At 60.8% G+C, this 11,727-nt stretch carries 10 protein-coding genes; 7 read left to right on the top strand and 3 right to left on the bottom strand.

Features of this window, described 5'->3' with window-relative positions:
- The 7 genes from B3187_RS07430 to pelA form a co-directional block, all read left to right on the top strand.
- The coding region (locus B3187_RS07430) for an ATP-binding protein (protein WP_286805476.1) at nucleotides 1–2,454 on the top strand (2,454 nt) is incomplete at its 5' end.
- A 94-nt stretch (nucleotides 2,455–2,548) separates the two neighbouring features.
- Complete coding sequence (locus tag B3187_RS07425) at nucleotides 2,549–3,952, top strand: sigma-54-dependent transcriptional regulator (RefSeq protein ID WP_123637993.1); 1,404 nt, start codon at nucleotides 2,549–2,551, stop codon at nucleotides 3,950–3,952.
- An 874-nt stretch (nucleotides 3,953–4,826) separates the two neighbouring features.
- Nucleotides 4,827–6,170, top strand: coding sequence for a polynucleotide adenylyltransferase PcnB (pcnB, locus tag B3187_RS07420; RefSeq protein ID WP_286805473.1), 1,344 nt, complete (start codon nucleotides 4,827–4,829; stop codon nucleotides 6,168–6,170).
- Nucleotides 6,171–6,172: 2 nt separating this feature from the next.
- Nucleotides 6,173–6,673 (top strand): 2-amino-4-hydroxy-6-hydroxymethyldihydropteridine diphosphokinase, encoded by a 501-nt coding sequence (gene folK / locus B3187_RS07415; protein WP_123637994.1) that lies wholly within the window; start codon nucleotides 6,173–6,175, stop codon nucleotides 6,671–6,673.
- A 12-nt stretch (nucleotides 6,674–6,685) separates the two neighbouring features.
- Nucleotides 6,686–7,360 (top strand): deoxynucleoside kinase, encoded by a 675-nt coding sequence (locus B3187_RS07410; RefSeq protein ID WP_123638889.1) that lies wholly within the window; start codon nucleotides 6,686–6,688, stop codon nucleotides 7,358–7,360.
- A gap of 19 nt (nucleotides 7,361–7,379) precedes the next feature.
- The gene (gene panB, locus B3187_RS07405; protein WP_286805471.1) at nucleotides 7,380–8,204 is read left to right on the top strand and encodes a 3-methyl-2-oxobutanoate hydroxymethyltransferase; all 825 of its coding nucleotides are present in this window, start codon (nucleotides 7,380–7,382) and stop codon (nucleotides 8,202–8,204) included.
- A gap of 114 nt (nucleotides 8,205–8,318) precedes the next feature.
- Nucleotides 8,319–9,518, top strand: coding sequence for a pectate lyase (gene pelA, locus B3187_RS07400; RefSeq protein ID WP_286805470.1), 1,200 nt, complete (start codon nucleotides 8,319–8,321; stop codon nucleotides 9,516–9,518).
- On the opposite strand, the gene B3187_RS07395 is transcribed toward pelA, so the two are convergent.
- The 3 genes from B3187_RS07395 to B3187_RS07385 form a co-directional block, all read right to left on the bottom strand.
- Nucleotides 9,515–10,492, bottom strand: a complete 978-nt coding sequence (locus tag B3187_RS07395) for a Gfo/Idh/MocA family protein (RefSeq protein ID WP_286805468.1) — start codon at nucleotides 10,490–10,492, stop codon at nucleotides 9,515–9,517. The two genes, pelA and B3187_RS07395, sit on opposite strands and share 4 nt — an antisense overlap.
- Nucleotides 10,492–10,956 carry a nuclear transport factor 2 family protein gene (locus B3187_RS07390; protein ID WP_286805466.1) on the bottom strand — a complete coding sequence of 155 codons (465 nt, stop codon included), beginning with the start codon at nucleotides 10,954–10,956 and terminating at the stop codon, nucleotides 10,492–10,494. Before B3187_RS07390 ends, B3187_RS07395 begins: the two co-directional genes overlap by 1 nt.
- 135 nt (nucleotides 10,957–11,091) lie before the next feature.
- The gene (locus tag B3187_RS07385) at nucleotides 11,092–11,433 is read right to left on the bottom strand and encodes a hypothetical protein (RefSeq protein ID WP_286805464.1); all 342 of its coding nucleotides are present in this window, start codon (nucleotides 11,431–11,433) and stop codon (nucleotides 11,092–11,094) included.
- Nucleotides 11,434–11,727 lie beyond the last annotated feature (294 nt).

Below are 11,727 nucleotides of genomic sequence, written 5' to 3'. Positions count from 1 at the left end.
GCCCTGCTCGCGGTGTTCACCATCCTGTTCGGCTCCAGCCGCGACCAGCACCGCGGCCTGTTCACCGCCATGGCGTTCGAGTCCCTGATCAAGGTCTTCGCCCTGTGTGCCATCGGCCTGCTCGCGGTGTACGGCGTGTTCGACGGCTTCAGTGGCCTGGACCAGTGGCTCTCCCAGAACCCGGAAAACCTCGCCCTGCTCCACGCCCCCATTCAGGACGGCGCCGCCCACACTCTGCTGCTGGTGTTTGTGGCCACCGCCATCACCATGCCGCACATCTTTCATATGGGCGTGACCGAGAACCTGCTCACCCGCAACGTGCACACCATTACCTGGGCGTTCCCGCTGTTCCTGCTGCTGATGGCGCTGCCGATCTTCCCGATTCTGTGGGCGGGCTTCGAGCTGTCTGTTCCGCTACCCGCCCAGTATTTCACCCTCGGGGTACCGATTCTCGCGGAGTCCACGGGTCTGACCGTGCTCGCCTTTATCGGTGGCCTGTCCGCCGCCACCGGGGCCATGGTGGTGATGATGCTCGCCCTGGCCACCATGGTGATGAACCACTGGATTCTGCCGGCGCTGAGTCTGCGCAACCGGGATGACCTCTACCGGCAGCTGCTGTGGTTGCGCCGAGTGCTGATCGCCACCCTGTTTTTCGGGGGCTATTTCTTTTACTGGTTGCTGGACAACCGCCACAGCCTGACCAACCTGGCACTGCTCACCTTTATTGAAACCCTGCAGTTTCTGCCCGGCATGTTTGCCATCGTGTTCTGGCCTCAGGGGAACCGGCGCGGCCTGCTGAGCGGTTTGACGGTGGGCACACTGATCTGGGCGGTAGGCCTGCTGTTGCCGGTACTGACCGGTCTGACCTCGCTTCCCCTGCCGGGAACCGACCTGGTTCTGCCCCTCGGAATGGAGCAGTGGAGTGCCATTGCCCTGTTGTCGGTCGGCGCCAACACCGCCATATTCGTCGGGCTGTCGCTCATCACCCGGCAAACCGAAGAAGAGCAGTACAGTGCCGAGCTGTGCGCCGCCGACGAACTCAGCCAGCCGGTGCGGCAGGCTCTGGATGTGCACAGCGCGGCGGAGTTCAAAACCCGCCTGGCCAAATCCTTGGGCAAGGTCACCGCCAGCCGTGAGGTGGATGTCGCCCTGAGCGAGCTGGGGCTGCGCATCACCGAGCGGCGCCCCTACGCCCTGCGCCGGCTGCGGGACCAGATTGAAGCCAACCTCTCCGGCCTGATGGGCATTCATGTCGCCGGCGAAATCATGGACCGCCACCTGCCCTACACCCTGGCGGAGCGGCGCGACACGTTGGACATCAACCTGATTGAAAACCGCCTGGCCCAGTACCGGGACCACCTGACGGGCATGGCGGCCGAGCTTAACAACCTGCGGCTCTACCACCGGAAAACCCTGGAAGAGCTGCCCATGGCCGTGTGCTCCCTGGGCCGCGACGGTGAAATCCTGATGTGGAACCGGGCCATGGAGCTGCTGACCCAGACCCCGAGCGATGATGTCACCGGCTCGCGCCTGGACGACCTGTCCGAGCCCTGGCGGGCCCTGTTGATCGATTTCAGCGAAAGCACCGAGCCCCACTACTACCGCCAGGAGATCGATCTGAACGGGCGTCCGCACTGGATCAGCCTGCACAAAGCCAATATTGAGGGTAGCATCCACAGCGGCGAGTACGACCAGGTAATCCTGCTCGAAGACGTGACCGAGACCCAATTGCTGGAGCAGGAGCTGATTCACAGTGAGCGTCTGGCCTCGGTGGGCCGACTGGCCGCCGGCGTGGCCCACGAGATCGGTAACCCCATTACCGGCATTTCCAGCCTGGCCCAGAACCTGCGTTACGAGTCCGACGCCCCGGAAGTGTTGGAAACCGCCGAGCACATCCTGAGCCAGACCGACCGGGTGACCCGCATCGTCCAGTCCCTGGTGAGCTTCTCGCACAGCGGGCAGAACAAGAAGAGCGAGTTCGAGGCGGTGGACCTGCGCGCCTGCGCCAACGAGGCCATTCAGCTGCTGTCGCTGCAGAAAGACAAAAATCAGGTGGAGTACGTCAACAATATCGCCAAAAACGCCATTATTGCGGGCGACAGCCAGCACCTGATCCAGGTTTTCATCAACCTGCTCTCCAATGCCCGGGATGCCAGCCCAGCCGGCAGCCGTGTTATGCTGGACAGCAGCGAAGATGAATACAGCATCATTTTCTCCGTGACCGACCAGGGCAGCGGCATCCCGGCGGACAAGATGGACCAGATTCTCGAACCCTTCTTTACCACCAAGGACCCGGGGGATGGCACGGGGCTCGGGTTGGCCATGGTGTACAGTATTGTGGAGGATCACGGCGGCAAGCTCGACATCAAGAGCCCGGTGGATACCGTGCACCAACGTGGCGCACAATTCACCATCAAATTACCGCGCCATATTGATTCCATGCGGCCGGAGTGATATTTTCCGGCATCAAACAGGCCTGCAGGGGCCCGGCGAACGGCAGCGCCCGGCCCCTTTCGCAACCTGCCAGACCATAGGCGATGTGAGCACTATGAGCAAAATCCTGATCGTTGAAGACGAACCCATCATCCGCACCGCGTTGCGCCGCCTGCTGGAGCGCAACAAGTACGAGGTGAGCGAAGCGCCCTCGGTCAAAGAGGCCACCGGCAAGTTCACCCTCGCGGATTTTGACCTGATCATCAGCGACCTCAGACTGCCCGGCGCGCCCGGGACCGACCTGATCAAGCTCGCCGACAGCGTGCCCGTGCTGATCATGACCAGCTATGCCAGCCTGCGCTCGGCCGTCGACTCCATGCGCATGGGCGCGGTGGACTACATCGCCAAGCCGTTCGACCACGAAGAGATGGTCACCGCCGTCAAGCGGGTCATTGGCAAGGCCAACGCTGCCAACCTGCAAAAACACAGCTCCACCACCGCCAGCCATGCCATAGCCGGCATGATCGGCGCCAGTGACGTGATGCACGACCTGTACAACCGGATTCACAAGGTGGCCCCCACCAAGGCCACCGTGCTGGTGCGCGGCGAAACCGGTACCGGCAAGGAGCTGGTGGCCCGGGCCCTCCATGAAGAGAGCCCCCGGCGGGAAAAGACCATGATTTCCGTCAACTGCGCGGCCATCCCGGAAACCCTGATTGAATCCGAGCTGTTCGGCCATGAAAAAGGCGCTTTCACCGGTGCCGCCAGCACTCGCGAGGGCCTGGTAGCGGCGGCCGACGGCAGCACCCTGTTCCTCGATGAGATTGGCGAGCTGCCCCTGGAGGCCCAGGCGCGCCTGCTGCGGGTCCTGCAGGAGGGCGAGGTACGCCCGATCGGCTCGGTGGAGTCCCACAAGGTGGATGTCCGCCTGGTGGCCGCCACCCACCGGGACCTGCGCAAACTGGCTCAGGAGGGCAAGTTCCGGGAAGACCTGTACTTCCGCATCAACGTGGTGCAGCTGGAGCTGCCCCCGCTACGCGACCGAGGTAAAGACATCATCACCCTGGCCGAGGCTCTGCTGGCCCGCTATTGCCAGGAAATGGAAAAACCCAACCTGAAGCTGTCCCCAGAGGCGGTGCAGGCCATTACCACCTACACCTGGCCGGGGAACGTGCGTGAGCTGGAAAACGCCATGCAGCGCGCGGTCATCCTGTGCGAAGACACCCAGGAAATCAGCCACGAGCTGTTGGATATTGATCTGGATCTGGTGCGTTTTGAAGAAGATGACGAGGACGATACCCGCTCCTCGCCCGAGCGCATCCAACCGCGCGGCAAAGCGCCCCAGGACCCGAACGAAGATCTCTCTCTGGAAGACTACTTCCAGCGCTTCGTGCTCGAGCACCAAGACACCATGAGCGAAACCGAGCTGGCCCGCAAATTGGGCGTCAGCCGCAAGTGTCTCTGGGAGCGTCGGCAGCGCTTCGGCATTCCCCGCAACAAGGCCGCTGGCGCCAAGTAAGCCCCTTCTCCCCTCCTTTTCTCGATCCTTCGGCGCGCACCCTCAGCGCCGGAGGGCTCTGCCTGTCTAACCGCCGTAACACCCAGAAAGACCTTTAATGTGCCACAAAAACGATTTTGGCGCCATAAGCGTTACGCAGGGTTACCCCCGGCCAAGGCTGTTACCTGCACCAGAGTTGTTACCCCCCACAAACGACGTAACAGTCTGGCTCAGGAACTGTAACCGTTCGAAATGGATCAGGATGACGAGAGATCATACAAATAAACTAACTTATTGATTTTATTGAACTTTACATTTCTGGCACGGGACGTGCTCTATATCCGGGCACATAACAACAACAAACAATAAAAAGCACGCCAACAATAACAACAACAAACAATAAGAAATGAAACGAACATAATTACAACAATAGACAATAAGAAAAGAAGAAGTTCAAAAATAACAACAACAAACAATAAAAAACGAAAGCAACATAATAACGACAAGAAACAATAAAAATAGAAACGTAAATAATAATAACGAAACAACAATAAAAAGAAGCGAAAGCCTTGTGCTTTACGCCCATAAAAAAATGATAATGATAACTACACAAGAAAAGCGGAAAGACTGACTAGACACTGGAGCGGGATTGCAAGCACGCACACTTGATACGAGGGCACGGACGCGCCGATTTGCAGGCCAAGGGAACCTTGGCGAATCGATCCCACGGGAAAGCTTCGGCTTTCCCGTTTTGCTTTCTGGCCCCCGTCAACACGGGCCCCTCCCGGCTCCCAACGTTTCCACCATCCCCCGCCCGTGCTAAACTGCCCGGCTTTCAGACTCGAGTCCGGCACGGCTGCCGGCGAAAGCACTCACTGACAGTAACCCAATGCCCATGCTTAGACGGCTTATCAACAAACTGCGCCCCCGTTCACGCCCCACCCCCCAACTCCGGGTTATCCCCCGCGACCAGCACAAGGTCTCCCGCCGGGACATCAGTCAGGCGGCCCTGCGTATCATGAAACGCCTGGACGAAGCGGGTTATCAGGCCTTCCTGGTCGGCGGCGGCGTGCGGGATCTGCTCCTGGGCGGTCACCCCAAGGACTTCGATGTGGCCACTGACGCCACACCGGAGCAGATCAAGCGGCTGTTCCGCGGAGCGCGCATCATTGGCCGGCGCTTTCAGATTGTCCATGTGCGCATGGGACGGGAGATCATTGAGGTCACCACCTTCCGGGGCCACCACGAGCAGTCCCGCAGTGAAGACGGCATGCTCCTGCGGGACAACGTCTACGGCTCCCTGGAAACCGACGCCGTGCGGCGGGATTTCACCGTCAACGCGCTCTACTACACCCTCAATGACTTCGCCATTCACGACTATACCGGTGGCCTGAAGGACCTGGAGAAGCGCACCCTGCGCATTATCGGCGACCCGGAAACCCGCTATAAGGAAGATCCGGTGCGCATGCTGCGCGCGGTGCGCTTTGCCGCCAAACTGGGCTTCAAGATAGAGCCCGGCACCGCCGATCCGATTCTGGAGCTGGGCGAGTTGCTGCGCAACATCCCCCCGGCGCGCCTGTTTGAAGAAGTGCTGAAGCTGTTTATGGCCGGCTCGGCGACCGCCACCTTTACACTGATGCGCGATTACCACCTGCTCGAGCACCTGTTCCCGGGCACCGAGGCAGCGCTGCAGGCCGGCGACGAGCAAGGCCTGGCCCTGATCGAAGAGACCATGGCCAACACCGACAAGCGGGTGCGGGCCGACAAACCGGTGACGCCGGCCTTCATTTACGCCGCCCTGCTCTGGCCGCCAATGCGCGCCCGGGCCGACGAGCTGGTCAAGAACATGCCACCGCAAGCGGCCTATCAGCAGGCCGCCACCGAGGTCATCGGCCAACAACTGGGACACACCGCCCTGCCCAAGCGCTTCCTGATTCCCATGCGGGAAATGTGGGACATGCAGCACCGCCTGGTACAGCGCCGCCACCCCCAGAAGCTGCTGGAGCAGTCCCGGTTCCGCGCCGCTTACGACTTCCTGATTCTGCGCGAAGCCTCCGGCGAGCGCCTGGGTGGCGCGGGCAGCTGGTGGACCCGATTCCAGGAAGTGGATGAACCGGAGCAGCAGAAAATGATTGCTGAGGCCCGCCGTCAGGGACCGGGTGGCAAGAGCGGTCGGCGGCGCAACCGGAAACGGCGTGCGCCCCGCCAGGAAAGTCCGACTCCCAGTTCCCAGGACTGAGCGTGACCCCCTGCTATATCGGCCTCGGCAGCAACCTGGACGATCCGTTCGGGCAACTGAGCCGCGCCTTCGAGGCGTTGGCCGGGCTGCCGGAGAGCACCCTGGTGGCGCGCTCGCCACTGTATTCCAGCAAACCGGTGGGCCCGCCCCAACCGGATTACCTCAACGCCGTCGCCCGCCTCGATACCCGCCTGGAACCACTGGCACTGCTGGATGCCCTACAGGGCATCGAACAGGCCCACCAGCGGGTGCGCAGCCAACACTGGGGGCCGAGAACCCTGGATCTGGACCTGTTGCTCTACGGCGACGAGACTCTGAGCACACCGCGCCTGACCGTTCCCCACCCGGAAATGACCCGGCGCGCCTTTGTTCTCTACCCTTTAGCGGATATCGCCCCGCACCTGACCCTTCCCACAGGCACCTCACTTGCGTCATTATTGAAGGCCTGCCCTTACGAGGGGCTGGAGCGGTTCAACCCTGACAGTCAACACCGGGAGTCGTAACGCGTGGCAGCGATGTTTGACGATCAACAACTGGATTTTTCCCAGGCCGACCTTCCCCGCTACATTGCCGTGGAAGGGCCAATTGGTGTCGGGAAAACCACCCTGGCCAAAAACCTGGCCCAACTGTTCAATTACGACGTGTTGCTCGAGCAGCCGGAAGAGAACCCGTTCCTGGAGCGTTTCTACCGCTCCCCGAAAACCGCCGCCCTGCAGACTCAACTGTTCTTTCTATTCCAGCGAGCCAACCAACTGGAACAGCTGCGCCAGAACGACATGTTCGAGCCGGTGCGGGTCGCCGATTTTCTGATCGAGAAAGATCAGTTGTTCGCTCAGGTCACCCTGGACGATGACGAACTGGCCATTTACCAACAGGTGTACGATCGGCTCACACTGGATGCCCCCCGACCCGATCTGGTGATTTATCTTCAGGCCCCCTCGCGCGTTCTGAACGAGCGCATCCGCGAGCGCGGGATCGCCAGCGAACAGCGCATAAGCCCGGAGTACATTGAGGCCCTGAACGAGGCCTACACCCAGTTTTTTCACTATTACGACAGCTCACCCCTGCTGATCGTCAACGCCCAGGACCTGGATCTCGCCCGAAACCGGGAACACTTCCAGCAACTGATCGAAACCCTGTTAACCATCAAGAGCGGGCGCCACTACTACAACCCGACGCCCGCCCTCTAAGCCCGTTACGGAGAACCCTATGCCTTACGGAGCCAACGCCGATACCGCCCTGAACAAGACGGTGACCGTCAAAACCCTGCAGAAGCTCAAGGGCTCCGATGAGAAGTTCGTGGTGGTGGCCCTGTACGATGCCCCCATGGCCGCCATGGCCCAGAAATGCGGGGTCGAAGCCGTGCTGGTGGGGGACTCCCTGGGCATGACGGTACTCGGCTACCAGAGCACCATTCCGGTCACCATGGAGCAGATGATCTACCACGTGGAGGCGGTGGCGCGCGGCAACCAGAAATCCCTGATCATCGCCGACCTGCCGTTCATGACCTACGCCACCCTGGACGATGCCCTGAAAAACGCCACCCGCCTGATGCAGGCCGGAGCCCAGATGATCAAGATCGAGGGTGGCCGCTGGCTGACAGAGACCGTGCGCCGTCTGTCCGAGTGCGGCATTCCGGTATGCGCCCACCTGGGCCTCACGCCGCAATCGGTCAACAAGTTCGGCGGTTTTCGGGTGCAGGGGCGGGATGCCGCCCAGGCCGATGAAATCGCCGAAGATGCCGCGCTCTTGGCCGAGGCGGGCGCCGATCTCGTGGTGCTGGAATGCGTGCCCTCGGCACTGGCCGCGCGCATCACTAAAAACACCCCAATACCGACCATCGGCATTGGCGCGGGCCGGGACACCGACGCACAAGTGCTGGTGATCAATGACATTCTGGGCCTGACCGAGCAGCCACCGAAGTTTTCCAAAAACTTCCTGACCGAAGCCGGCGACATTCCCGGCGCCATGAAAAAGTACGTGGCCGACGTCAAGTCCGGTGTCTTCCCTGGCGACGACCATATATTTCTGTAAACTGTAATCGCGACACCGAAAACACCGGCACCCACCCCAAACCACAACATCAACCCGGGTGCCGGGGCTCCCCGGAGCCACCCATAAAAATAGACCGTGAGAGTGAGAGATACTATGAACATACGCATCCCCGCCTGGTGGGCGGTACTGGGCTGCGCCAGCCTTTTGTTGGCTTGCCAGAATCAACCGGCCGAGCCGGAAGCTGCCGACACCATCGCCACCTCCGACGCCGCCTGGGAGGATTACCGGGCCCGCTCCGACCATTGGCGCTCAGTCGATCGGGACTTCATTCGCGGGGAAGTGGCCGCCGAAGGCCTCGACAATCCCAAGCGACCCGCCCGTACCCACCGCTTCGGGTTCGACCCCAATCAACCCACCGAGTGGTACAGCACCGACGAAGGCCGCCGAATCGCCGACATCGTGGTGTCTTTTCAGACGCCCTCCGGCGGCTGGTCCAAACGCACCGACATGAGCAAGCGCCCACGCCAGCCCGGCGAGCACTTCGGGTATGAATCCAGCTACATTCCCACCTTCGACAACAGTGCCACCACAACCCAGATCGAGCTGCTGGCCAAAGCACACACCGCCACCGGTGATACGCGCTACCTGGAAGCCTACGTGCGTGGCGTCGAGCTGATTCTGGAAGCCCAGTACCCCAACGGCGGCTGGCCCCAGAACTTCCCCCTGCGCGGCGGATACCATGACTACATCACCTACAACGACCAGGTGATGGAAAACAATATGACCGTGTTGCACCGGGTCAGCCTGGGCAAAGCGCCGTTCGCGCAGGCCCCGAACGACCTGCGGGCCGAATCCGCCGCCGCCCTCGACCGGGCCCTGGACGCCGCACTGGCCACGCAGGTGGTGGTGAACGGCAAGCCCACCCTCTGGGGTGGCCAGCATGACCCCAGGACCCTGGAGCCCATGAAAGCCCGTGCCTATGAGATGGTCGCCTTGGCCACCGCCGAAAGCGTCTCATTGCTGGATTTCATGATGGATCTGAACGATCCCTCCGCCGAGATACAACACGCCATTCACTCCGCCATGGCGTGGTATGAAAACAACGTAATCACCGGCTACCGATGGGACAGTGACACCCGGGAAATCGTCCCCGACGCGGACGCGCCACCCATCTGGTCCCGCTTTGCCGAAATCGGCACCAACCGCCCCCTGTTTGGCTACCGGGACCACTCGGTGCATTACGACATCAAAGACATTTCCATGGAGCGCCGCGAAGGCTACGGCTGGTACACCACCGAACCGAGCGAGGTCCTGGAAAAATACGAAGACTGGAAGCGTCGCTTTCCGCGTTAAACCGCGTTCTGATAGATCGACAGAATCAGCTCAGTGGTCAGTCGGGCCGAGGTCGGTCCGGCCAGAGGTTCACGGCCATCACGAACGGCCGCTTCAAAATCCTCGATGATTGCCTGATGCGCGGTGGTGTCCGTCACCGCCGCGCTGGTGGCGCCGTCGTGCTGATAGTGGTCCCCAGGCGCGCTCGGGTTATCCACCCCATCCACCGCCCACTGGGTTACCACATCGTCGGTCAGGGTAAAACTGCCGCGCTCGGCATGCACTTCCATCCGCGCCGCAAAACCCGGCCGGGCCGCAGTTGAAGCCACCACCGTACCGATCATCCCATCCTCATGACGCATCAGCGCCGCACCGTGATCCTCCGCCTCGATATAGTGGGCAAAGGTCCCCAACATACTCTCCACCTGCCCGGGTAAACCGAACAGCCAGGTATAAATATCCAGGTTATGACAGGCCTGCTGCATAAAGGGACCGCCGCCATCCAGTGCCAGGCCACCGCGATAATCGCCGCTGTCATAGTAGGCCTGATCCCGATAAAACTTGGCTGCCAGATCCACCGCGTAAATCCGTCCGAAGGCGCCCTGATTCATCAACGCCTTGATCGCCTGATTGTCCGGCCGAGTGCGCCGCTGATAACAGACCGCCAGCATCACGCCCGCTTTATCACAGGCGTCGGTCATCCGGTCCATCGCCTCAATACTGATATCCAGCGGCTTCTCGGTCAGCACATGCTTGCCCCGCGCTGCTGCGTCGATCGCCCCCTGGTGATGCAACCCGTTGGGCGTGGCCAAAATCACCGCATCGAAATCGGCATCCACCGCGTCAATCGAAGGCCAGACCGGCAGCGCCGGCGCCGCCGACAGCGGCCGCCCGGAACGGGACACCGCCCCCACCAGCTCACTGCCCGACCGCTCGGCCAGCGCATTGACATAGGTATTACTGATATTCCCGGTACCCACGACCACATAGCGCATCAGTTCACCTCCTCTTCCGAACTCCAGACCTTCATGGTCTGATTGGAGAGCAGGTGACATTCGCCCTCCACCGCAACGTAGGTGCGCATAAAGTGATACTTGTTACCCCGCACCTCACCGCCCTCTTCACGAGGCGACTTCTCCACCGTGGTAAAGCCAGTGAGCACTGCCGTGTTATCCAGGCGCCGATACTCCAACTGCTCCGAACGTCGGGCCAGCGGCACCTCATGTCCCTCCCCCAGGCGTCCGACCAGGGTCGCCTTGTCTTCCGCCGCCACGGCATGGTTGTGCACCCAGACAAAGTCATCGGCCAGAAGAGCGCGCATAAACTCAGGATTGCCCACCCGCAGCGCGTCTTCATACTGACCATCCAGCCGCTTGAGGGCGTCGGCTTCAAGGCAATCAGCGGCAAACGCCGTGGTGGAACACAGAACAAGCGCCGCAGCGCCAAGGCAGGTTTTCATAGGGGTAACTCCGGTGGTTGATTTGTTATGATGCCACCGAGTTTAGCAAACTTCCGCCCTCTCGCCGTCTTGAGCCAGGAACGGATACTCAGGTATTAAACGAGGCGAGCGATACTTTACTGACCGTCAAAAGCGTTACGCGGCTTTGACGACAAAATCCACGTGAACGGCGTCGTAGGGGAAATAGACCTTGCCGCTATCATCCTTATCCAACACACCACAGCCAAGCAGGGCCTGAACATCGGTGTGAACGGCCTTGACGTCACGCTCCAGCTTGCGAGCCAACTCCCGAATACCAAGAGGCCCGGCACCGGTCATGGCTTTTATTAACAGCCAGCGCTTGGGTGTCAGTGTGCGCCACAATGTCTCTTCGTCGGGAAAACTGATGAAGTCACCTTGTGACTTGCCCTTAAGCGCCGCCTTCATGCGTCGCTCCACGGTCTCGCGCGTAGCCACTTCAACTGTCACGGTGCTCATGCTCGGCCTCCCAAATCACGACATCCATGAACCGGTCTACCCCAAGGGGAGCTCGGGTTTTCAATAGCTGCTTTGCCCTCATGTTGTCAATCGTACCAACACCTAGCCGGCTCTTCAATACCGCTGACAACTCCGGCAGAAAATCCGGCCTCTTCGCTTACTCGGTCAACAAACCTGCAATGAAAAGGTCCGCGCTGCGCGGCTTCAGCACTCTGCGGCACAATTACGACATTTAGAGAGGGAGGGAAGGACGAAAAAGCCCCTGAAATTCAGGGTATACGGATTTAATGGTTG

Origin of the sequence: Marinimicrobium sp. UBA4209 (assembly GCF_002381585.1) — a bacterium.
GTDB lineage: Bacteria > Pseudomonadota > Gammaproteobacteria > Pseudomonadales > Cellvibrionaceae > Marinimicrobium > Marinimicrobium koreense.
Note: the sequence above shows the minus strand (reverse complement) of the source record. Positions and strands in the feature narration are given on the sequence as shown.

What these genes read in the sequence shown, in the direction of transcription:
- panB (WP_286805471.1), top strand. Translation starts at nt 7,380, where the DNA reads ATGCCTTACGGAGCCAACGCCGATACCGCCCTGAACAAGACGGTGACC.
- pcnB (WP_286805473.1), top strand. Translation starts at nt 4,827, where the DNA reads ATGCTTAGACGGCTTATCAACAAACTGCGCCCCCGTTCACGCCCCACC.
- B3187_RS07425 (WP_123637993.1), top strand. Translation starts at nt 2,549, where the DNA reads ATGAGCAAAATCCTGATCGTTGAAGACGAACCCATCATCCGCACCGCG.
- pelA (WP_286805470.1), top strand. Translation starts at nt 8,319, where the DNA reads ATGAACATACGCATCCCCGCCTGGTGGGCGGTACTGGGCTGCGCCAGC.
- B3187_RS07395 (WP_286805468.1), bottom strand. Translation starts at nt 10,492, where the DNA reads ATGCGCTATGTGGTCGTGGGTACCGGGAATATCAGTAATACCTATGTC.
- B3187_RS07385 (WP_286805464.1), bottom strand. Translation starts at nt 11,433, where the DNA reads ATGAGCACCGTGACAGTTGAAGTGGCTACGCGCGAGACCGTGGAGCGA.
- B3187_RS07390 (WP_286805466.1), bottom strand. Translation starts at nt 10,956, where the DNA reads ATGAAAACCTGCCTTGGCGCTGCGGCGCTTGTTCTGTGTTCCACCACG.
- B3187_RS07410 (WP_123638889.1), top strand. Translation starts at nt 6,686, where the DNA reads ATGTTTGACGATCAACAACTGGATTTTTCCCAGGCCGACCTTCCCCGC.